At 67.3% G+C, this 21,496-nt stretch carries 17 protein-coding genes and 1 tRNA gene; 14 read left to right on the forward strand and 4 right to left on the reverse strand.

The genetic code is table 11. The features are described from left to right. Positions 1–73 precede the first annotated feature (73 nt). The 5 genes from P1K30_RS19485 to P1K30_RS19505 all read left to right on the forward strand — a co-directional run bounded on the left by P1K30_RS19485 (position 74) and on the right by P1K30_RS19505 (position 5,880). Positions 74–1,048, forward strand: coding sequence for an LLM class flavin-dependent oxidoreductase (locus P1K30_RS19485; RefSeq protein ID WP_275634450.1), 975 nt, complete (start codon positions 74–76; stop codon positions 1,046–1,048). A gap of 108 nt (positions 1,049–1,156) precedes the next feature. Then, a complete protein-coding gene (locus P1K30_RS19490) occupies positions 1,157–2,074 on the forward strand; it encodes a hypothetical protein (RefSeq protein ID WP_275634451.1) in 918 nt (305 codons plus the stop codon). A gap of 22 nt (positions 2,075–2,096) precedes the next feature. Then, complete coding sequence (locus P1K30_RS19495; RefSeq protein WP_275634452.1) at positions 2,097–4,166, forward strand: methyl-accepting chemotaxis protein; 2,070 nt, start codon at positions 2,097–2,099, stop codon at positions 4,164–4,166. Positions 4,167–4,280: 114 nt separating this feature from the next. Further along, positions 4,281–5,702, forward strand: a complete 1,422-nt coding sequence (locus P1K30_RS19500; RefSeq protein WP_275634453.1) for a homospermidine synthase — start codon at positions 4,281–4,283, stop codon at positions 5,700–5,702. A gap of 88 nt (positions 5,703–5,790) precedes the next feature. Further along, positions 5,791–5,880: transfer RNA gene (locus P1K30_RS19505), tRNA-Ser, on the forward strand. A gap of 185 nt (positions 5,881–6,065) precedes the next feature. Here the strand turns inward: P1K30_RS19505 and cysG are convergent. The 3 genes from cysG to P1K30_RS19520 all read right to left on the reverse strand — a co-directional run bounded on the left by cysG (position 6,066) and on the right by P1K30_RS19520 (position 9,728). Then, positions 6,066–7,451, reverse strand: coding sequence for a siroheme synthase CysG (gene cysG, locus P1K30_RS19510; RefSeq protein ID WP_275634454.1), 1,386 nt, complete (start codon positions 7,449–7,451; stop codon positions 6,066–6,068). Positions 7,452–7,742: 291 nt separating this feature from the next. Next, a complete protein-coding gene (gene menC / locus P1K30_RS19515) occupies positions 7,743–8,840 on the reverse strand; it encodes an o-succinylbenzoate synthase (protein ID WP_275634455.1) in 1,098 nt (365 codons plus the stop codon). Between the two features lie 15 nt (positions 8,841–8,855). Continuing rightward, positions 8,856–9,728: a MurR/RpiR family transcriptional regulator gene (locus P1K30_RS19520; protein ID WP_275634456.1), complete on the reverse strand. Its 873-nt coding sequence runs from the start codon at positions 9,726–9,728 to the stop codon at positions 8,856–8,858. 149 nt (positions 9,729–9,877) lie between these two features. Between P1K30_RS19520 and P1K30_RS19525 the strand changes: the two genes are divergently transcribed. From P1K30_RS19525 to P1K30_RS19560, 8 genes are all read left to right on the forward strand, one after another. Next, positions 9,878–11,419 (forward strand): ABC transporter substrate-binding protein, encoded by a 1,542-nt coding sequence (locus P1K30_RS19525; RefSeq protein ID WP_275634457.1) that lies wholly within the window; start codon positions 9,878–9,880, stop codon positions 11,417–11,419. A gap of 67 nt (positions 11,420–11,486) precedes the next feature. Continuing rightward, entirely contained in the window at positions 11,487–12,407 is a 921-nt protein-coding gene (locus P1K30_RS19530; RefSeq protein ID WP_275634458.1) for an ABC transporter permease, read from the forward strand. A gap of 12 nt (positions 12,408–12,419) precedes the next feature. Beyond that, the gene (gene nikC, locus P1K30_RS19535) at positions 12,420–13,340 is read left to right on the forward strand and encodes a nickel transporter permease (RefSeq protein ID WP_275634459.1); all 921 of its coding nucleotides are present in this window, start codon (positions 12,420–12,422) and stop codon (positions 13,338–13,340) included. Then, a complete protein-coding gene (locus P1K30_RS19540; RefSeq protein ID WP_275634460.1) occupies positions 13,337–14,380 on the forward strand; it encodes an ABC transporter ATP-binding protein in 1,044 nt (347 codons plus the stop codon). The genes nikC and P1K30_RS19540 overlap by 4 nt, the downstream gene beginning before the upstream one ends. After that, positions 14,377–15,363, forward strand: a complete 987-nt coding sequence (locus P1K30_RS19545; protein ID WP_275634461.1) for an ABC transporter ATP-binding protein — start codon at positions 14,377–14,379, stop codon at positions 15,361–15,363. The genes P1K30_RS19540 and P1K30_RS19545 overlap by 4 nt, the downstream gene beginning before the upstream one ends. Beyond that, positions 15,360–16,301 carry a DUF6963 family protein gene (locus P1K30_RS19550; protein WP_275634462.1) on the forward strand — a complete coding sequence of 314 codons (942 nt, stop codon included), beginning with the start codon at positions 15,360–15,362 and terminating at the stop codon, positions 16,299–16,301. Before P1K30_RS19545 ends, P1K30_RS19550 begins: the two co-directional genes overlap by 4 nt. Before the next feature lie 4 nt (positions 16,302–16,305). Then, positions 16,306–17,466: an acetylornithine deacetylase gene (gene argE, locus P1K30_RS19555; protein ID WP_275634463.1), complete on the forward strand. Its 1,161-nt coding sequence runs from the start codon at positions 16,306–16,308 to the stop codon at positions 17,464–17,466. A 120-nt stretch (positions 17,467–17,586) separates the two neighbouring features. Beyond that, positions 17,587–18,192, forward strand: coding sequence for a CheB methylesterase domain-containing protein (locus tag P1K30_RS19560; RefSeq protein WP_275634464.1), 606 nt, complete (start codon positions 17,587–17,589; stop codon positions 18,190–18,192). Between the two features lie 31 nt (positions 18,193–18,223). Here the strand turns inward: P1K30_RS19560 and P1K30_RS19565 are convergent, their stop codons facing one another. Next, entirely contained in the window at positions 18,224–19,231 is a 1,008-nt protein-coding gene (locus P1K30_RS19565) for a YeiH family protein (RefSeq protein WP_275634465.1), read from the reverse strand. 318 nt (positions 19,232–19,549) lie between these two features. On the opposite strand from P1K30_RS19565, the gene P1K30_RS19570 reads away from it, so the two are divergent. Continuing rightward, positions 19,550–21,436 carry a bifunctional sugar phosphate isomerase/epimerase/4-hydroxyphenylpyruvate dioxygenase family protein gene (locus tag P1K30_RS19570; RefSeq protein ID WP_275634466.1) on the forward strand — a complete coding sequence of 629 codons (1,887 nt, stop codon included), beginning with the start codon at positions 19,550–19,552 and terminating at the stop codon, positions 21,434–21,436. The last annotated feature ends 60 nt before the right edge of the window (positions 21,437–21,496 follow it).

The raw sequence follows: 21,496 nt of genomic DNA on the forward strand, positions 1-21,496 counted from the left end.
GGCGTGGTGGCCCGGTGGAAAGCCGGGCCGCAAGCCCCTAGATCAGGCCGGTCCGCCAGTTCAGGAGTGACCGATGGTTCCGTATTCCGTTCTCGACCTTTCGCCCGTGCCCGCCGGCAAGACCCCGGCCGACGCGCTGGCGAATTCCGTCGACCTTGCCCAGAACGCCGAGACCTGGGGCTATAATCGCTACTGGCTGGCCGAGCATCACAACATGACCGGTATCGCGTCGGCGGCAACGTCGCTGGTGATCAGCCATGTCGCGGCGAACACCAAGACGATCCGCGTGGGCGCTGGCGGCATCATGCTGCCCAACCATTCGCCGCTGGTGATCGCCGAGCAGTTCGGCACGCTGGCGACGCTGTACCCCGGCCGGATCGACCTTGGGCTGGGCCGTGCGCCCGGCACCGACATGGGCACCGCCCGCGCCCTGCGCCGCGGCATGGGGAATAACGACGACTTCCCCAACGACGTGGTCGAACTGATGTCCTACCTCGGCCCGGAACAGCCCGACGCCCGCGTGCGCGCGGTTCCGGGCACCGGGACCGAGGTTCCGGTCTGGATGCTGGGGTCCAGCCTGTACGGCGCGCAACTGGCGGCGCATCTTGGCCTGCCATACGCCTTCGCGTCGCATTTCGCGCCCGGCTACCTGCAGCCCGCGCTTGAAACCTACCGGTCCAGCTATCGCCCGTCCGAAGCTTGGCCCGAGCCGCATTTCATGCTTGCGATCAACGTGTTCGCTGCCGACACCGATGAAGAAGGCGCGCGCCTTCGGACCTCGATGCAGCAGACCTTCCTGAACCTGCGCCGCGGCCGTCCCGGCCCGCTTCCGGCGCCGGTCGACACGCTGGACGCGACGCCCGACGAACTGGCGGGCGTGAACGAGGCGCTGATGGTCAGCGCGGTTGGCAGCAAGGATACGGTGCGGGCCCGGCTGGACGAACTGATCGGCATGTTCAAACCCGACGAGGTCATCCTGACCGGTCAGATCCACGACCACGACGCACGGGTGAAATCCTTCGGCATGGCGGCGGACATCCTCGGCTGATGCGGCGCGTCCGCGTTTACGAGGAATAAACCCGGGGCCTTTAGTCCTCTGGCATCCGGTTGTGGCCCGGTCATCCCGGCCGACGCCCACCGGCGCCGGAGGGTTGCCATGCGCCGACGTCTATTTCTTTGCCTGTGTGCCGCGCTGCTTGCGCCGCCCGCCGCCCACGCGCAACAGGCGACCCCGGATCACGTGTTTCAGCGCACGGAAGAAATCCTGCTGCATCTCGACCTGCTGAATACGGCGAATTTCTCTGAATCCGCCGGGGTCGAGGTGCCGTCAGACCCGACCCGCCCGCGCCACGTCCTGCAATCGGCGCGGGACGTGTGGCGCAAGCTGCAATTGTTGCGCTACATGAACGGCCTGCCCACGGCGTCGCTGGACCCCGTCCCCGCGCGCGAGGTGACGCCAGCGGACGTCAAGGACGTGATGGACCGCGTTTTGTCGGGTGTCGTCGACCTGCGTGGCGCCTATGGCGTCGACGATCCGGTGACCGCCCCCGCCCTGCCGCAAGGCAAGACGCCCGCCGACGTCTATGCCAACCTGATGCGCATCGACGCGCAGCTTGATGCGCTGGGTGTCCCCGCCACGGTGCCGAACGACGTGTTCCAGCTGGCATCCAGCGTCCTGATGGCGCTTGAGGATATCGCCACCCACGCCGGGATCGAGGCGGACACAGCCTCGTTGTGGCCCGAAACCGGGCGCACGCCGGAAAACGTGTACAAGGCAGTGCACCAACTGATCGCCGATCTGAAGACCCTGTCAGACGCCGACGCGCGCTTTGCAGTGGACGGCATCGTGGACCCGTCCCTTGTGTCTGGCGACATCACCCCGTCCGAAGTGATGAAGATCCTGTCGCGCGCCATGGCCGACGTACAGGCGATCCGCGCCGCCGCAGGTGTGCCCGACCCGGCCGAAACCGCGCCCTACGTCGGCGGCAAGACCCCGTCCGACGTGTATTTCGCAGTCAAACGCGCCCGCGCCGTGGTCGCCGCCCTGTCGGGCGCCAGCGGCAGCCTGTTCTAAGCCCTTGGCAGGAGGATCGCGCATGACCGCGGACGACACCGTCACCGAAGCAGAACCGCGCCGGACCGTCTTCGGCCTTGCCGCCCGGATCATGGCATGGGTCGTCGGCCCGATCTTCTTTCTTGCCATCCTGAACGCCGTCACCATCGACCTGTCGTCGCGCCGCGCCGCCGCCTCCTTCGAACGGCAGGACGCCACGATGCGCACGGCAGAGACGGTGTCGCAGATCAGCGCGCAGATGACCGGCGCGCTGTTGGACATCAACACCAGCCTTGCCGCCCTGCTGGACCTGCGCGCCGCCAACATCGCCGCCAAGCGGTTCGAGCCGCAGGCGGAAATCGCCCTTCGCACCCGTTTGCGCAGCGCGATCCGCGCCTATTTCGGCGCGGTCATGCGCCTGTCCTCTGCGCTTGAACAGGCCGATCTTGCCGATGACCGGCTTGACGCCGCGCTGAACCTTTTGTCCCGCAAAGCGGCCGAGATGGAGCGGATCATGTCGCTGTACATCGTGTCCAACAGCCGCACGCTGCGCCTGTCCCGCGATGGAAACTTCGACAACGCGTCGAACAACTTCCGTTTCGAGGAACAGATCCACGTCGCGGCGATCCGGCGCAGCCTCGAAGCGGCAAGCCTCAAGTTCACAGAGGTGACGGAAACGACCGGGATGCTGCTGGGCGCCGCCAGCCGCGCAGCCGCCGCCGACGACCAACGCGCCGAAGCGCGCGGCCGCCTTGTCGCCTTCGCGATGCTGGCCGCCATCGCTTTGATCGCCACGCTTGGCGCCGTGGTATCCGTGCGCCGCTCGATCCTGCGGCCCCTCAAGCGGCTGAACGGCCAAATGGTCGCCATCGCTGGCGGGACACTGGACACCTCCCTGCCCGACACGGACCGCCACGACGAGCTTGGGGCAATGGCCCGCTCGGTCGAGGTGTTCCGCGAGAACGCGATCGAAAAACTGCGCCTTCAGGAAGAGGAGCGCCGCGCACAGGCCGCCGCGCAAGAGGCCGAACGCGAACGATTGGCCGAGGACGCCGCGCGGGAGGAAGAGGAACGCCGCCGCGAAGACGCCGACGCCGAACGCGCGCGTCAGGATCAGGCCGAACGCGACGCGGCCCGCCGCATCGCCGAGCAAGAGCGTCAGGCGCGGCTGGCCGAGCAGGGCCGCGTGGTCACGGAACTGGCCGACGCCCTTGGCCGCCTGGCGGCCGGCGACTTGTCGCACGGCATCGACGCCGAACTGGCCGAGGGTTACGATACGCTGCGCGTGGACTTCAACGCCGCCGTCGCGCAGCTGACCGACACGATGGGGCACATCCTTCTGTCGACGGAGACGATCCGGAACGAGGTCGACCAGATCTCCGGCGCCTCGGATTCACTGGCGCAACGCACCGAAAGCCAGGCCGCGTCGCTGCAGGAAACCTCTGCCGCGCTCGAGGTGCTGACCGCCGCCATGAAGTCCGCCGCCGACAGCTCTGCCGAGGTCGACACCTTCGTGCGCGAGGCTCGGGATACGGCCGAAAACAGCAAAGAGGCCGTGACCCGGATGGTCGGCGCGATGGAGGGCATCAGCCGTTCGTCGCAAGAGACCGGCCGCATCGTGAACCTGATCGACGACATCGCTTTCCAGACCAACCTTCTGGCGCTGAACGCCGGGGTCGAAGCCGCCCGCGCCGGCGAGGCCGGGCGCGGCTTCGCCGTCGTCGCCTCCGAGGTTCGCGCCCTCGCCCAGCGCGCATCGGAAGCGGCGCAGGACATCACCGCCCTGATCGCCCGAAGCGACGAACAGGTCCGCGCCGGAACCGGCTTCGTCGACGAGGTTCAGACCGCGCTTGTCGGCATCGTGACCACGGTCGGCTCGGTCGCCGAACGGGTGTCGGGCATCACCGTCAAGATGAGCGGCCAGTCAGAGACGCTGGGCGGCATCAACGCCGCCGTCGCGCAGTTGGACCAGCTGACCCAGAAGAACGCCGCCATGTTCGAAGAAACCACGGCAGCCACGCGGCTTCTTGTCTCTGAATGCGAAACGCTTGGCCATGCGGTCGGCCGGTTCACCCTGCCCGACGACCCCGAGGACCTGCGCGGCGCCGCCTGACGCGGCTGGCGCAGGGCCTCTGTTGCACGGGCGGCACCTGCCCGCGGACCGTCGACTTCGCAGGGCAAACCCGCTATCCCGGCGCCGAACATCCCCGGCGGCGAGGAGCAGCAAATGGCGGACGCGTACCCAACCTATGGCCGGATCGACGGCCCGATCGTGATCATCGGCTTCGGCTCTATCGGCAAGGGCACCTTGCCCCTGATCGAGCGTCACTTCGACTACGACGCCTCGAAGCTGACCGTGATCGACCCCGACCCGTCCAAGGCCGTCTTCCTGCGCCAGCACCAGATCAACCACCTGCAGACCCGCCTGACCCCCGAAAACTACCGCGAGGTTCTGGGCGATCTGTTCGAAGGCGGGGGTGGCTTCTGCGTGAACCTGTCCGTCGACACCTCGTCGCTCGACATCATGAAGTTCATGCGCGAACTCGGCGTGCTGTACATCGACACCGTGGCAGAGCCTTGGGCCGGCTACTATTTCAACACCCCCGACAACGCGGACCGCACCAACTACGCGCTGCGTCAGGCCGTCCGCGACGAAAAGGCCCGCAGCCCCGGCGGCACCACCGCCGTCAGCTGCTGCGGGGCCAACCCCGGCATGGTCAGCTGGTTCGTGAAAGACGCGCTGTTGACCCTGTCCCGCGACCTAGGCCGGGAAACCGCCCCGCCCGAAGACCGGGCCGGCTGGGCCGCGCTGATGCAAAGCCTCGGCGTCAAGGGCGTCCACATCGCAGAGCGCGACACTCAGGCGCGCCGCGTCCCCCGCCCCCGCGGCACCTTCGTCAACACGTGGTCGGTCGAGGGCTTCATCGCCGAAGGCTTCCAGCCCGCCGAACTCGGCTGGGGCACGCACGAGACGTGGTTCCCCGAGAACGCCCACCGCCATGACACCGGCTGCCAAGCAGCGATCTGGCTGGAGCGCCCGGGCGCCATCACCCGTGTCCACACGTGGTGCCCGACCCCGGGCCCGCAGTTCGGTTTCATCGTCACCCACAACGAGGCGATCTCGATCTCGGATTATTACACCGTCGGCGAAGGCGCCGCGCCAGAGTATCGCCCGACCTGCCACTATGCCTACCACCCCTGCGACGACGCGGTTCTCAGCCTGCACGAGATGTTCGGCTCGGGCCGCCAGCAGACCCGGCATCACATCCTGACCGAGGATGAGATCGTCGAGGGTATCGACGAACTCGGCGTGCTTCTGTACGGCCACGACAAGAACGCCCTCTGGTACGGCTCGCGTCTAAGCAACGAAGAGGCCCGCGATCTGGCCCCTTACCAGAACGCGACCGGCCTGCAGGTCACGTCCGCCGTGCTGGCCGGCATGGTCTGGGCGCTGGAAAACCCGAACGCGGGGATCGTTGAAACTGACGAGATGGATTTCGCCCGCTGCCTCGAAGTGCAACGCCCTTACCTTGGCCCGGTCGAAGCGCACTACACCGACTGGACCCCGCTGCAGGACCGCTGGGCGCAGTTCCCCGAGGACATCGACGAATCCGACCCGTGGCAATTCCGGAACGTGCTGGCCACCTGACGCGCCAATCCCCGCCCCGCGCGGCTTTTTCAAACCCCGGCCAGTTTCGCCTTGTACTCCCTCCGCCGGCTTCGCTATACGCGTCGGCGGAGACGTGGCCGAGTGGTCGAAGGCGCTCCCCTGCTAAGGGAGTAGGCGGGAAACCGTCTCGAGGGTTCGAATCCCTTCGTCTCCGCCACCAGACCCCGCGACGCCACCATCGGCCCTGCCCAGCGCAGCGGGTTCGGCAGCCGAATTTCTTCGGGCCGGTCCAGCGGCAGACCCCTACATCTTCTTCAAATAACCACGCGCAGACCCGGTACCCTTTGCCCCGAAGCGGACGCCGCTTCGGGACCAATCCATGTCACCGCGCACGTCGCAAGATCAGGCCGCCGAAGACACCGGCTGGCTGACCGAGGCCGCCATCGACTTGGGGTAGCGGACCATCAGAAGCGCGGGGCTTTCGATGCCGTGATGGGCGACCGTGTCGGCCAGTGCGCCAAGGGTGGTGGAGACGTGGCGCTGGCTTCCGGTGCTGACCGAGGCGACGATGTCGACCGGACAGGCCACCGGGGCACCGGCGGCGACGAGGTCGGCCTGCACCAGCGCCGCCTTCTCAACCGCCATGTAGAACGCCACTGATGTCCCCGGCCGGGCCAGAAGGGCGCGATCCGGTTCGGCATCCTCGGGGCGGCAGGTTCCGGTCGTGATCACGAACGTGTCGGTTTCGCCGCGCTCGGTCAGCGGGCGTCCAAGGGCCGCGGCGGCGGCAGAGGCGGCGGTGATGCCCGGCACGATCTCGACCTCTATTCCGGCGGCGGTGGCGGCGGCGATCTCTTCGCAGGCGCGGCCGAAGACCGATGGGTCGCCGGATTTCAGGCGCACGACCCGCCTGCCCTGTGCCGCCTCGGCCACGATCAGCCGGTCGATCCGGTCCTGCGGCCATGCGCAGGCACCGACCTCTTTGCCGACGTAGACGCGGTCGGCATCCCGGCGCGCCAGTTCCAGAACCTCGGGATCGACGAGGCGGTCGTAGAAGATCACATCGGCGGCCTGCAACCGCTGCACCGCCCGCATCGTCAGAAGATCGCGGGCGCCCGGACCCGCGCCGACAAGCGCGATATGTCCCGTCATCTTTGGCGCCTGCCGGTCCGCGATCGCCTGCTTGAGAAGCAGGGCCGCCTGCCGTTCGCGTCCGTCCAGATGCGCGCGCCATGCCTCTCCGCTGAATGCCCATTCCCAGAACCCGCGCCGCGCGGCGTGGGGGAACGCCTCTGCCACGGCGCCGCGCAGGCGTCCGGCAAGCGCCACGAAAGACCCAAGACGCGGCGACAGCATGGTCTCGATCCGGGTTTTGATCGCGCGTCCCAGAACCGGCGCGGCCCCTTCGGTCCCGATGGCCACGACGACGGGATCGCGGTCGACAATCGACGGCGTGAACGCGTCGCACAGTTCGGGCCGGTCGATGACGTTCACCACGCCCCCCGCCGCGCGGGCGATCCCCGCAAGGCGCAGGTCAAGGTCGTCATCGCCGGTGCCGATGAACGCAAGCGCGGCGTTTTCGAAGGTTTCGTCGCGGATCTCGGCGTGGTGCTCTGCCCGCCCCGATGCAACAAGAGACGCCAGCTCGGGCTCCAGCGTGGGCGCAAGAAGGGTGATCTGCGCCTCGGTTTTCAGGATCAGGCGCGCCTTTCGGGCGACCTCTTCCCCGCCGCCACACAGCACGACACGGCGTCCGTCCATCCGCAGGAACATTGGAAAGTTCTTCATCTTGCAGCTCCGTCAAACACGAAAAAGGCCGCCGACACCAACGTGACGCGTGTCACGCATTGCCGAGCAGCCTTGCCCATTGACCCATTGTGGGGAATCGACGACGCCGTTGCCGTCGGGATCAGCTAGCCCCAGCGGGCCATCGGAATCAACAAAAAGCCGTCCGCGCCGTCGCGAAACGCGCCCGGAGGGCCCTGAACTGCGTCTATTTGCAGAAAAAACGGTCGGTCCGAAATTTCTTTCGGCCGAACCGCTGGATCACCGTGTTCGGGTAAACGGACCGGCGCGGGCTTAGCCCCGGCTGACGGTACGCAGGGTCAGCCGGCCAGGATCGGGCGCGAAGCCGTGGCCCGGCCGGTCGGGCGCGGTGATCGTGCCGGGACCGTTCAGAACGATATCGGGCGCCGCAAGATCCGTCTCGTACAGGCGGCCGCGCGGGAAGATGTCGGCCGCATAGGCCATGCCCGGCAGCGTCGCCAAGGCCAGCGACACCCCCTGCCCCACGTTGGATTCCAGCATACCACCGACCCAGCACGGGACACCCGCCCCGGTACAGTAGCGCTGGATCTCGATGGCGTTCGTCAGACCGCCCACGCGCCCGTGCTTGATGTTGATCCACCGGGACGCGCCCGTCTCTACCGCCTGCTTCGCGATCTCGACCGAGGTGATCGTCTCGTCCAGACAGATCGGCGTCTCCAGTTCGGCTTGCAGCTTCGCGTGGTCGATCAGGTCCTGCCAGCCCAGCGGCTGCTCGATCATCACCAGCCCAAGCGTATCCAGCTCGCGGAACAGGTCCATGTCGTCCAGCGTGAACCCAGAATTGCAGTCGATGTGCAGCGGCATGTCGGGGAACGCCTCGCGGACCGAAGCGACCATCCCCACCCCGCTGTCGGGCCGGAACTTCAGCTTGGTCCGGCTGAACCCGCCGTCCACCGCCGCCCGGACCCCGTCGTGCAGTGCCGCCATGCTGTCCTGCACCGGGATGTCCGCCCCCACCGCCACGTCCGGTGCGGTCCCGCCGATCATCTGCCACAGCGGGCGGTCTTCGATCCGCGCCGCAAGGTCCCACCACGCGGTGTCCAGCGCGGCCTTGGCGAACCAGTTGCCCTTGAAGCTGCCCAGGAGGTCCTGAAGCGCGGCGCCGCTGTCGATCTCGCGGCCAGTGACCAGCGGCGCAAAGACATCGCGGATCAAAAGGAAGACCCCGGCGGCCCATTCCGGACAGAACTGCGGCACGGCATAGGGCGCCGTTTCGCCCCACCCCACCATGTCGCCGGATCTCAGGCGGACCAGCACGGTGTCGATTGCCGTTTCAACGCTGAACGACGTCTTCCACGGTGCCTTCAGCGGCATCGAGACATGGAAGACGGACACCTCGTCAATCCGCATGGTGGGGGGCTCCTGTCATGTTCCGGGGTCGAGTTCGCCAAGCTCGTCAAGCATCGTCTCGATCCCGCTCAGGCGCGCGCGCCCCGTCTGGCCCGAGGCGTGATAGGTGTGCGTGGCAAGATAGTTCAGCAGGCTGATGACGCCGACGTAGGAATCGAACAGCGACGTGCCGCGGACCTGACAGGCGAAGACCCATTTGGCGTATTCGCGGGTCCGCACGGCGCGCCGGTCGGTGATATAGGCGATCGGCACGCCACGGTCGCGGAACAGTTCCATCGCGCGGGCGGACTGGGCAGACCGGCGGCGCAGCCCGACAGCGATCAACAGATCGTCCGGCCCAAGGTCGCCGATATCCTCCATCAGCATCTGCCCCGCCGATGGGGCCAGTATCACGCCCGGCCGGATCAGGGTCAGCTGGCGGCGCAGGTAGTTCGCGAAAATATAGCTGTTGCGAAACCCAAGACAGACCACGCGCCGGGCCGACAGGATCTTCTGCGCCACCTCTGTCAGCAGGGTGGCGTCGATCTGTTCGATCGTGTCTCGCAGCGTCGCGAGGTCCTGTTCAAGGTGCAGCGCAAGGCTGCTTTGCCCGCGCTCTGGCTTGGCGGACAGGAAGATCGGGTCGCCCGTCATCTGCGCGTGCCGGATCTCGCGCTGCATCTCGCGGAAATCGCCATAGCCGATGCGCTTGACGAAACGGGACACCGCCGCTTTCGACGCGCCCGCACGGTCCGCAAGCTCGGTGGCAGAGTACAACAGCACCTCGTTCGGATACTCCAGAACGTGGTCCGCCAGCGCGCGCTCGCTGCCCGGCATCTCGTCGTATTTCGAGCGGATCAGTTTTTCGATCGCCCGCGGTTGCGGAGCATCTGACTGTTTTTCGGGCATTGCGCGTCTCTTACTCTGATCCGGTTAAAACACAATTTTCACATTATTGACAGGTTAAAATTTTCGTTTCAGTCTTATCCCTGTCATCACCCGAGGCGCCGGTCGGGAGGCCGGTTCCCTGATACAACCAACGACAGGAGAGAACGAGAATGAGATCGCGATTGAAACATTTGGCGGTCAGCGCACTGGCCATATCGCTGGGCACGCAGGCCTTCGCAGGGGACATCGTCTGGGCCCGCGACGGCGACATCGACTCGCTCGACCCGCACCGCGCGACGTCCACCCTGTCGCGGCAGGTCTGGTATCAGATCTACGACTCGCTGCTGGAATTCGACGACGACGGTTCGGTCGTGTCGAACCTCGCCGAAAGCTGGGACGTGTCCGAGGACGGCACCGAGATCACTTTCACGCTTCACGATGACATCATGTGCCACGACGGCACCCCGTTCGACGCCGACGACGTCATGTGGACGGCGGAACGCGCCTTGTTCGGCGACAACCCGAGCCTGACCAAGGCAAGCTGGGGCAACGTCAGCGCGGTCGACAAGATCGACAGCCTGACGGTGATGTTCACGCTGGACACGCCGTTCGGCGCCTTCGTTCCGTTCATGGCCGACCAGTTCACCTCGATGCTGTGCGACAGCAACGCCGAGGCCGCCGATTTCGGCACGGGGTCGGCCATCGGCACCGGACCGTGGAAATTCGGGTCGTGGACCAAGGGGTCCGAGATCGTTCTGGAAGCGAACGCCGACTACGTGAACCGTGGCCGGCCCGTCGATAACCCCGGCGCGCCGCTGGCCGACCGGCTGATCGTGCGCACCATGCCCGAGGGCCAGACCCGCGTGGCCGGCCTGCGCACGGGCGAGTTGAACGTCATCGTCCCGCCGATCCAGGAAGTGAAGTCGCTTCAGGACGACGAGGCGGTCGAGGTTCACGTCGCCGAGGGCACCGGCCAGAACATGTTCCTGCAGTTCGCCGTGACGCGCCCGCCGTTCGACGACCCGCGCGCCCGCCGCGCCGTCAGCCACGCCATCGACAAGGACATGGCGATTCAGGTCGTCTATGGCGACCTCGTGGAACGCCAGTACTGCCCGATCTCGCGCGGGGTGTTCGGCAACGATCCCGAATTCTGCAAGCAGTTCGATCAGGACTATGATCCCGAGAAGGCGACCGAGCTGCTGGCCGAACTTGGCTATGGCCCGGACAATCCGATGGAAATCATCCTGGCCACCTGGACCGGCGACAACCGCGAGCGGATGCTGCAAATGCTGCAGAACCAGCTCAAGCAGGTGAACATCATCGCCTCGATCGAGGTGATGGACATCGGCACCCTGAACGCCCGCGACACGCAGGAAAACAACAAGACCGAAGGCCCCGGCTATGTCGACCTGATGGGCTGGACGTGGTTCGACCCCGACCTGCTGTACCTTCTGTGGCACTCGCCCGGCGCCTACGAAGGGTTCCACACCCCCGAGCTGGATACGATCCTTGAAGCGACGCGCACCACCGTTGACCCCGCCGAGCGCGAGGAAGTCGTGAAAGAGGCGTTCAAGATCCTGCTCGAAGAAGCCGGACAGGTGCCGATCTACACCCCGGGCTGGCTGTGGCTGTACGCCGTGTCCGCCGACACGCCGGGCTTCAAGATCGGCCCTTTCAACCGGGCTCAGTTCGGCGCGATGGAAGCGTCCTAGGCACCACTTGGCGGGCGGGGATCTTCCCCGCCCGTCACCACCCCCAGCCAGAGGAGCAGAAACGCCCGTGGCCCAATTCCTTGTGCAACGCCTTCTTGCGGCCGTCCTGACGATCTTCGTCACGACCATCGCCGTCTCGATGCTGATCCACCTTGTTCCCGGCGATCCCGTTCAGATCATGTTCGCCCAAAGCCAGGGCACCACGCCCGAGCAACTGGAAGAGGTGCGCCAGCGCCTTGGCCTCGACCAGCCGCTGGTGAAACAGTACATCGCCTATCTCGGTCGGCTGCTGCAGGGCGATCTTGGGGTCACGATCCGGGGCGAACAGCCGGTGCTGCAACTGTTGCTGCTGCGGCTTCCGAACACGCTGATCCTTGCCGCCTCGGCACTGCTGATCGCGTCTGTGATCGGTCTGACCTTCGGCTTCATCGCGGCCTACAAGCGGGGCAGCTGGCTGGACACCTTCCTGATGACCACCGCGATCTTGGGCGTGTCGATGCCGCACTTCTGGCTTGGCCTGATCCTGCTGTTCTATTTCGCGGTGCACCTTGGATGGTTCCCCGTCGCCGGAAGCGGGTTCCCGAACCTCGTGCTTCCCGCGCTGACGCTGGGGCTGACCAACGCCGCGATCATCGCCCGCCTGACCCGGTCGTCGATGATCGACATCTTCGACCAGGATTTCATCCGCACTGCCCACGCCAAGGGCCTGCCCCGCGCGATGGTCCTGTACCGCCACGCGCTGCGGGCCGGGCTTGTCCCCATCGTCACGATGATGGGCCTGCAGTTCACCTACATGATGGGCGGCGCCATCGTGGTCGAGAATGTCTTCGGCTGGAACGGCGTCGGACGCATGGCGATCCAGGCGATTTTCCAGCGGGACTATCCCCTGATCCAAGGCTTCATCCTGATGTTCGCCATCGTGGTGGTGCTGGTCTCGATCCTGATGGACGTGATCTATGCCCTGCTCGATCCCCGGATACGGCACTAGGAGGCGACGACGATGAACCAGAGAGTAACCCGCGCCGTAGATCTGGCCACCGCCGCCATCGACGCCGCCCCGGCCCGCAGCAGCATCGGACGGCGCATGATCGGCGTCCTGCAGGCGGCGACCGCGAACCGGGGCGCACGCATCGGCCTTGGTCTTGTCCTTATCCTGATCGTCACCGCGATCTTCGCCCCGTGGATCGCGCCCTATGGCGCCGACCAGATGGGCGCCGGCATGAGCCTGATGCCCCCCTCGTGGGATCACTGGTTCGGCACCGACGAGTTCGGCCGCGACATGTTCAGCCGCGTCGTCTATGGCGCGCGCCTGACGATCCAGGTCGGGGTGATCGCCGTCGGCATCTCGCTGACCATCGGCACGCTGATGGGGCTTGTCGCCGGTTACGCGCGCGGCTGGACCGAACGGATCCTGATGCGCCTTGTCGACGTGGTGTTTTCCTTCACCGAGACGCTGATCGCCCTGGCGGCGGTCGCCGTGCTGGGCCCAAGCCTGACCAACGCGATGATCGCGGTCGGCATCGCCGCGATCCCGTTCTATGCGCGCATCGCCTATTCGGTGACGCTGGTCGAACGGAACAAGGCCTATTTCAGCGCCGCCTATGTCGCGGGGGCCGGGCACTTTCGGCTGGTGTTCGTGCACCTGCTGCCCAACATCGTGCCGCCCCTGATCGTGGTCGCGACGCTTGGCGTGTCCTCGGCCGTGCTGGCCGCCGCCGGGCTTAGCTTTCTCGGCCTCGGGGCACAGCCGCCGTCGCCGGAATGGGGCGCGATGCTGTCGGCGGGCCGCGACTACTTCACGCAAGCCTCGTGGATCATGATCTATCCCGGCCTTGCAATCATGATCACCGTGCTGGCGTTCAACCTGCTGGGCGACGGTATCCGCGAGGCGCTTGACCCGAAACAGAAGGCAAAGCGATGACCGACACAGCAACTCAGGCGATCACCGCGCCGACCCCCGACACCCGCGAGACCGTGCTGTCCGTGCAGGACCTCACGACCGAGTTCCGAAGCGGCAAAGGCAGCGTGCGCGCCGTCGATGGCGTGTCCTTCGACCTGAAGAAGGGGGAAATCCTGTCCATCGTCGGCGAATCCGGATCGGGCAAAAGCGTCACCTCGCTGTCGATCATGGGGCTTCTGCCCTACCCCGCCGGACACATCGCCGGGGGCCGCATCCTGTTCGAAAACCGCGATCTGGCCTCTTTGTCGGACCGCGAGATGCGCAAGCTGCGCGGTGCGGGCCTGTCGATGATCTTTCAGGAACCGCTGACCTCGCTGAACCCGGTGCTGTCCATCGGACGGCAGATGACCGAAGGCATCATGCAGCACCTTGGCCTGTCCAAGCCCGAAGCCCGCAAGCGCGCGGTCGAGATGATGCGGCGGGTCAGCATCCCCGCCCCCGAAGACCGGCTGAAGGACTATCCGCACCAGTACTCGGGCGGCATGTTGCAGCGCATCATGATCGCGATCGCGATGTCCTGCGACCCGCGCGTCCTGATCGCGGACGAACCGACGACGGCCCTTGACGTGACGATCCAGGCGCAGATCCTTGAACTGATGAAGGACCTCCGCGACCGGACCGGCGCGTCTATCGTGCTGATCACCCACGACATGGGCGTGGTTGCGGAAATGGCGGACCGGGTGATCGTGATGTACTGCGGCCGCAAGGTAGAGGAAGGACCAGTGGACAAGGTCTTCGCGGGGCCCAAGCACCCGTATACCATCGGCCTTCTGGGCGCGCTTCCGGTGCTTGGCCAAGCAGGATCGGTCGGCGACACCGAACTGGCCGAGATCCCCGGCGTGGTGCCCGCGCTGGACGCGCTTCCGTCCGGCTGCCGGTTCTCGGACCGCTGCCGTTTCGCCACCGACAAATGCCGGGCCGAGGATCCGCCGTTCGTGGAATCGGACCCCGATCACTTTTCCGCCTGCTGGCACACCGACAAGCTGGAGGCCCACACATGACCGCGGCACCGATCCTTGAACTCGACAGCCTGATCAAACGGTTCCCGGTCAAGGGCCGCCTGTTCGGCCCCAAGAAGACATTGGCCGCCGTCAACGGCGTCTCGCTAGAGATCAGGCCCGGCGAGACGCTGGCGCTTGTGGGCGAGTCCGGCTGCGGGAAATCGACCGTCGGCAAGACGATCATGAAGCTGCACGACCCGTCCGAGGGACGCATCCTGATCAACGGACGCGACATCGCCCCCCTGTCCCGCGCTGGCATGAAACCGGTCTGGCGCAAGGTGCAGACGATCTTTCAGGATCCCTTCGCCTCTCTCAACCCGCGCATGACGGCGGGCGCGATCGTCGGCGAACCGCTGACGATCCACGGGCTGGCCAAGGGCGCCGAGAAGGACCGGATCGTCGCGGAAACCTTCCGCAAGGTGGGCCTGCGCCCCGACCAGATGGCCCGGTTCGCGCATGAGTTCTCGGGCGGCCAGCGCCAGCGCCTGTCGATTGCCCGCGCGCTGGTGACGGAACCGGACCTGATCGTCGCTGACGAACCCGTGTCGGCGCTTGACGTCTCGATCCAAGCCTCGGTCATCAACCTGCTGATCCGGCTGCAAAAAGAGATGGGGCTGGCGATGCTGTTCATCTCGCACGACATGAGCGTGGTGGAACACATCAGCCACCGCGTCGCGGTGATGTACCTTGGCCGGCTGGTCGAAAGCGGCCCGCGGGCCGAGATCTACCGCAACCCGCAACACCCCTATACGCAGGCGCTGTTGTCGGCGGTTCCGGTGGCGGACCCGTCGCTGCGCGGACGCGAACGGATCGTGCTGAAGGGCGACGTGCCCAGCCCCATCGACCCGCCATCGGGCTGCCCGTTCCGCACCCGCTGCCCGATCGCCGAGGACGTCTGCGCCACCGCCATGCCGAAGACGACGACGGTCTCGGAGGGCCACGGGGTTGCGTGCCACGTCCGCGCGCGCGGGCTAGCCGCATGACCATCGGCATCGGCGCCATCGGCCCGAACGCCGGGCTGGCCGTGGTCCGCGCGCTTGCCGCGGCAGAGGCGGTCGGCACCGGCGCCATCGGCGGCTTCGCCGTGTTCGCGGCCATCGGTGCCGACGGGCGCCTATACCGGGCCGAGACGCAGCGCGGCGGCACCAAGACGCTGTTCACCGACGGCGAAACAACCGGCACAGCCCCGCCGCCCGAGATCGCCGCCGCCCCGTTCGCCGCGCTGATGTCGAGCGGCCCGGACCGGCCCGCGCCGCTGTCGCAGTTCCTTGCCGCGTCGGGGGCGGGCCTTGTCACCGGTCACCGCCTGCCGAACACCCCCGGCCCCGACGGGCGCCCGGCGAACGAGGCGGTGCTGGCCGCGATGGCTGCGGGCCGCAAGGCGCAGGACGCCTTGACGGATATCCTTGACGCCGATCCGACCGTCGATGCCGGGATGATCGCGCTGGGACCGGGCCGCGGCCTTGCCGCCCGCAACAGCCGCCTTGTCGCGACCCGGCCCGACCTTGGCGGCGCCACGCTGACGGCGGGCGACTGTTCCGTGGCCGTCCTGCACAACGCGATCCGCCCCGATGCCACGCTGGCGCCGATGGTCGCCGCCGTCGCGCTCGACTTCCTCGTGCCGCCCCACACGGTCGCGGGGCACGCCACCGTGCGGGCTGGAACTCCGGTGGCATTGGCCGACGCGCACCGCGTGACGCTTGGCCCCGACGGCGTCGCCACCCTGATCGAGACGACCGACCCCCGCCTCACGACCGGCCGCCACGCCTGCGCCGCGATCTACCTTGGCGCGCTGGTGGTGCAGGACGGCGTGCCGCTGGGGCGCACCGTCATGGAACCCAACGTGCTGGTCGAAGACGGACGCATCCGCCGTCTGAGCGGTCAGGACGAGGTCCGCATCCCCTTTGCAAAGGCCGATTGAACCCTTGAACACCCGCGACATACTCGACCGCCTGATCGCCTTTCCGTCGGTCTTCACCGCCGACGACTATTCCGACATCACCGACTTCGCCATCGACTTGCTGGAACCGCTGGGCGTGGCGTGTCACCGGCTGGACGCGCCGGACGGCGGCCGCGCCGGGCTGTTCGCCGCGACGGGCCCGTCCGGTCCGGGCGGGGTGATGCTGTCGGCTCATCTCGACGTGGTGCCGGTCATCGGACAGGCGTGGCAAACCGCCCCCTTCACCGCCACCGAACGCGCCGGGCTTATCTATGGGCGCGGCACCTCGGACATGAAGGGCTTCGCCGCCGCCGCCTTGCACGCCATGATCGACGCGGCGCGGCGCCCGCTGGCCCAGCCTCTGAAGCTGGCACTGTCCTACGACGAAGAGGCCGGGTGCATCGGGATCACCGACATGATCGGCGCGCTCGACCGGACCATCGGCCGCCCTGACCTGTGCATCGTGGGCGAACCGACGCGGATGCAGATCGTGTCCGGCCACAAGGGCAAGACGTCGGTGCGGGTGACGTTCACCGGCTCGGCGGGGCATTCGGCGCAGGCGCCGCACCACGTCAACGCCCTGCACCTTGCTGCCGACCTCATGCAGGCGCTGCGGCGGTTGCAGGACGAGATCGCCAAGACCGGGCTGCACGTCGATGGCTATGCCGTGCCCCATTCGACCATCCACGTCGGCAGCCTGTCGGGCGGAACCGCACTGAACATGATCCCGGAAACCGCCGTTCTGGAATTCGAGATCCGCCACCTGTCGGGCGAGGACGTGCCCGCCCTGCTGGACCGGGTGCGCGACGCCGCCGCCGGGATCGAAGCCGAGGCGCAGAAGACCCGCCCCGAGGCGCGGATCGAAATGGCCACGTTCAACACCTATCCCGGCTTCGATCAGGCAGCACCGGACGCTATCGGCCTCGTCGAAAGCCTTGGCGGCCACCTGCCCCCCGGCAAGGTGGATTACGGCACGGACGGGGGCGTGATCGCCGCGCACGGCGTGCCCGTCCTTGTCTGTGGCCCCGGCGACATCGCGCGGGCGCACCGGGCCGACGAATACATCGCGGTCGCGGAACTAGGCGACTGCGACGCGTTTCTTGGCCGTCTGGTGAACAGGCTTGAAACGGGCGACGCGTTGACCTGACCGCCAAGGCGCACCGGCCTTTGGGCATCGCGCGCTTACCAACCGTTAGACCGGATCGGCTACACCGCCGGGATGAAGGACGCGTCGGACACGCCAGCCACCGGACAGTCAGCCGCAAGGATGCCGGGAACAGCACGATCGCCCTGCCCGCCCGTCATCGCCATCGGCGCTTCCACCGGCGGGACCGAAGCCTTGGCCGAGGTTCTGCACGCCCTGCCCGACGACATGCCGCCCATCGTCGTGGTCCAGCACATGCCGAAAGGCTTTACCGCGTCCTTCGCGCGGCGGCTGGACAAGCTGTGCCCGCTGTCCGTGGCAGAGGCCCGCACCGGCGACCATCTCGCGCATGGCCGGGTCCTGATCGCGCCGGGCGACCGGCACATGATCCTGCGGCGCGATGGGGCTGGCGCCTGCGTCGAAACCGTCGACGCCCCGCTTGTGTCGGGGCATCGCCCCTCGGTCGATGTGCTGTTCGGGTCCGTGGCGCAGGTGGCGGGGTCGGACGCACTTGGCGTGCTGATGACCGGGATGGGTAAGGACGGCGCGCGCGGCCTGCGCAAGATGAAGGATGCCGGCGCACGCACCTTCGTTCAGGACGCGGCAACCTGCGTCGTCTTCGGGATGCCGAAAGCGGCGCTGGCCATCGGCGCAAGCGACACCGCCGTCCCCCTTGGCCGCATCCCGGCCAAGCTTCGGGCATGGTCCCGGATCGCGCCGCACCCCTAAGCGTTCGGCCCAAGCCCCCCGCACCTGCCGGTCAGGAATACAGCCCCAGCCCCACGATGCCCCACAGCGCCAGCCCCGCCAGAAACAGCGTTTCTGCCACGATAAGGGTGATCGCGCCGCCGCCCACCCGCAGGATGTTGCGCAGGTCGGTCTTCATCCCGACCGCCGCGATGGCCGCAAGAAGCGCCCAAGACGACAGCCGCGCCAGCACCTCGGCCACGGCGGCAGGGATCAGCCCCAATGAGTTCAGCCCCGCCAGCACAAGAAATCCCAGCACGAAGCCCGGCACCAAGGGCGGGCGGTCGCCTTCGGTCTCGCGCGCCGACCGGGCGAAGATCAGCGGCAGCACCATCACGATGGGCGCAAGGAACGACACCCGGATCAGCTTGACCAGCGTCGATGTCTCGCCCGCCTCTTCCGAGATCGAGAACCCCGCCCCGACGACCTGCGCCACGTCGTGCACCGTGGCCCCGATGAACGCCCCCGCGGTGCGGTCATCAAAGCCCAGCGCGCGGGTCAGGATGGGGTACAGCACCATCGCAAGGGTCGACAGAACGGTCACGCCCAGCACGGTGAACAGTAGGTCGCGTTCGGATCGTTCGGATTTCGGCAGGACCGCCGCCAGCGCCATCGCGGCCGAGGCGCCGCAAATCGCGACCGCGCCGCCGGTAAGAACGGCGAACCGCGCGCTTTGGCCGGTCAGCCGCGCCAGCAAAAGGCCGAAGACGATGGTCAGCACAACCCCGGCCACCAGCAGCGCGATCATGCCCCAGCCCAGCGACAGCAGCATCTCGGTACTGACCCGCGCGCCCAACACGGCGACGCCCAGCCGCAGCACGTGGCGGGCGGTAAAGTCGATGCCGGGCGACGTCGGCCCCGGTTCGCCAAGGAAATTCAGCGCGATCCCGAACAACAGCGCCATCAGCATCGCGGGCGCGCCATAGTGTTCCGCCACGAACTGCGCCGCCAGCGCGACCAGCGCCGACACCATCAGGCCGGGAAACAGCGTTCGGGCGCGCTCTGCCACCGTCATGGACATGCACCCGGACCAAACAGCCGCGATGGATGGCCCGCTTGGCCCCCACGATCCGCTGTTCCCCTGCCCGCCATGTCTTCCCCCCAACGCGCCGTCCCGGTCAACACGCGATGGTTCGACGACGCTTCGCCGTTCGTCAAGCACGGGGGGATCGAAAATCCGGCAGGTGCCCGTCATCCGGGCAGGCCGGGCCGCGCCGCGCGCCATGGGCCGTTGCACCGCCGGTTGCCGCGCCTTCCCGCTGGTACGGGACGCCGGGCTTCGATACACAGACGCAGGACCTCGTCGCCGAAACGGTTTCCGCAACAAGGGATTGCCTCCATGAAGACCTCTATCGCTACCGTCTGCATCGCCGGTGACCTGCGCGAAAAACTTGCCGCCATCGCGGCCGCCGGTTTCGACGGGATCGAGATCTTCGAGCAGGATTTCATCACCTTCGACGCCTCCCCCTCAGAGGTCGGGGCGATGGTGCGCGACCACGGGCTGGAAATCTCGCTGTTCCAGCCGTTCCGCGATTTCGAGGGCCTGCCGGAACCCGAACGCGCCCGCGCCTTCGACCGGATGGAACGCAAGTTCGACCTGATGCAGGAACTGGGCACCGACCTTGTGCTGGTGTGCTCGTCGGTCCACCCCAAGGCGCTTGGCGGCATCGACCGCATGGCTGCCGACTTTGCAGAGCTGGGCGCGCGCGCCGCCGCCCGTGGTCTGCGCGTCGGGTTCGAGGCGCTGGCGTGGGGCAAGCACGTCTGGGACCACCGCGACGCGTGGGAGGTCGTGCGCCGCGCCGACCATCCGAATATCGGCCTGATCGTCGACAGCTTCCACACGCTGGGGCGCAAGCTGGACCCGGAATCGATCCGCCGCATCCCCGGCGACAAGATCTTCTTCGTCCAGTTGGCCGACGCGCCCCTGATCGAGATGGACCTGCTGTACTGGTCCCGCCACTTCCGCAACATGCCCGGCGAAGGCGATCTGGACGTCACCGGCTTCATGCGCGCCGTCGCGGCGACCGGCTATGACGGGCCGATCAGCCTTGAGGTGTTCAACGACCAGTTCCGGGGCGGCAGCCCGCGCGCCATCGCGCTGGACGGGCATCGGTCGCTGGTGTGGCTGATGGATCAGGTCAAGCGCGCCGAACCGGACATCGCGATCGACGTCCCCGACATTCCGCCGCGCGTCACCCCCGAAGGCGTTGCCTTCGTCGAGTTCGCCGCGAACGAGACCGAGGCCGACACCCTGCGCAAGCTGTTGCGGTCGCTGGGCTTCCGCCTTGCCGGGCGTCACATCGCGAAACAGGTCGAACTGTGGCAGCAGGGCGAGATCCGCATCGTCCTGAACACCGACCCCGAGGGGTTCGCCCACACGTCGCACATCGCCCACGGGCTGAACGTCTGCGACGTGGGGCTGGCGGTGGACAGCGCCGCCGCCACGGTGGAACGCGCCACCGCGCTTGGCGCCACCCCGTTCCGCCAGCCGGTCGGACCCGGAGAGCTTGAGATCCCGGCGATCCGGGGCGTGGGCAGCGGGCTGTTGCATTTCATCGACGGCACCAGCGATCTGGCCGACGTGTGGAAGACCGAGTTTCAGCCCGCCGAGGAACCGGAAACCGACGCCGGGCTGGTCCGGATCGACCACATTGCGCAGACGATGAACTATGAAGAAATGCTGACGTGGTCGCTGTTCTACACGTCCCTGTTCGACACGCGAAAGCAGGCGACGGTGGACGTGGTCGACCCCGGCGGGCTGGTGCGCAGTCAGGCGATCGAGTCGCCCGACGGCGCGCTGCGGGTGACGCTGAACGGGGCCGAGACGCACCGCACCTTCGCGGGCCGTTTCATCGCCGACAGCTTCGGGTCGTCGGTGCAGCATGTCGCCTTCGCGACCGACGACATCTTCGCCACCGCCGAGGCGCTGGAAAAGACCGGGTTTCAGGCGCTTGCGATGCCGGAAAACTACTACGACGACCTTGCCGCGCGGCTGGGGCTGGACGCGGATTTCGTGGCCGGGCTTCAGGCTCACAACATCCTGTACGACGAGGACGCCGACGGCGCGTTCTTCCAGATCTATTCGCGCAGCTTCGGGGACGGGATCTTTTTCGAGATCGTGCAGCGTAAACACGGCTATGGCGGCTATGGCGCCCCCAACGCGCCGTTCCGTGTGGCGGCACAGCGGCGGATGATGCCGCAGCCGGGAATGCCGCGCCGCTGACCGGCGCGAACCGTTCGGCAACACCCCGGCCCAACCCTGCCCCGGCCTTCGGGGTCGTCA

The sequence above is a fragment of the Psychromarinibacter halotolerans genome (assembly GCF_029168315.1).
Classification (GTDB): domain Bacteria; phylum Pseudomonadota; class Alphaproteobacteria; order Rhodobacterales; family Rhodobacteraceae; genus Psychromarinibacter; species Psychromarinibacter halotolerans.

Bases quoted from the DNA above. Each gene is read 5' to 3' on its own strand.
- P1K30_RS19485 (WP_275634450.1), top strand. From the start codon at position 74: ATGGTTCCGTATTCCGTTCTCGACCTTTCGCCCGTGCCCGCCGGCAAG.
- P1K30_RS19550 (WP_275634462.1), top strand. From the start codon at position 15,360: ATGACCATCGGCATCGGCGCCATCGGCCCGAACGCCGGGCTGGCCGTG.
- P1K30_RS19520 (WP_275634456.1), bottom strand. From the start codon at position 9,728: ATGCCCGAAAAACAGTCAGATGCTCCGCAACCGCGGGCGATCGAAAAA.
- P1K30_RS19495 (WP_275634452.1), top strand. From the start codon at position 2,097: ATGACCGCGGACGACACCGTCACCGAAGCAGAACCGCGCCGGACCGTC.
- P1K30_RS19540 (WP_275634460.1), top strand. From the start codon at position 13,337: ATGACCGACACAGCAACTCAGGCGATCACCGCGCCGACCCCCGACACC.
- P1K30_RS19565 (WP_275634465.1), bottom strand. From the start codon at position 19,231: ATGTCCATGACGGTGGCAGAGCGCGCCCGAACGCTGTTTCCCGGCCTG.
- P1K30_RS19500 (WP_275634453.1), top strand. From the start codon at position 4,281: ATGGCGGACGCGTACCCAACCTATGGCCGGATCGACGGCCCGATCGTG.
- P1K30_RS19560 (WP_275634464.1), top strand. From the start codon at position 17,587: ATGCCGGGAACAGCACGATCGCCCTGCCCGCCCGTCATCGCCATCGGC.
- nikC (WP_275634459.1), top strand. From the start codon at position 12,420: ATGAACCAGAGAGTAACCCGCGCCGTAGATCTGGCCACCGCCGCCATC.
- menC (WP_275634455.1), bottom strand. From the start codon at position 8,840: ATGCGGATTGACGAGGTGTCCGTCTTCCATGTCTCGATGCCGCTGAAG.
- cysG (WP_275634454.1), bottom strand. From the start codon at position 7,451: ATGAAGAACTTTCCAATGTTCCTGCGGATGGACGGACGCCGTGTCGTG.
- P1K30_RS19490 (WP_275634451.1), top strand. From the start codon at position 1,157: ATGCGCCGACGTCTATTTCTTTGCCTGTGTGCCGCGCTGCTTGCGCCG.
- P1K30_RS19570 (WP_275634466.1), top strand. From the start codon at position 19,550: ATGAAGACCTCTATCGCTACCGTCTGCATCGCCGGTGACCTGCGCGAA.
- P1K30_RS19525 (WP_275634457.1), top strand. From the start codon at position 9,878: ATGAGATCGCGATTGAAACATTTGGCGGTCAGCGCACTGGCCATATCG.
- P1K30_RS19545 (WP_275634461.1), top strand. From the start codon at position 14,377: ATGACCGCGGCACCGATCCTTGAACTCGACAGCCTGATCAAACGGTTC.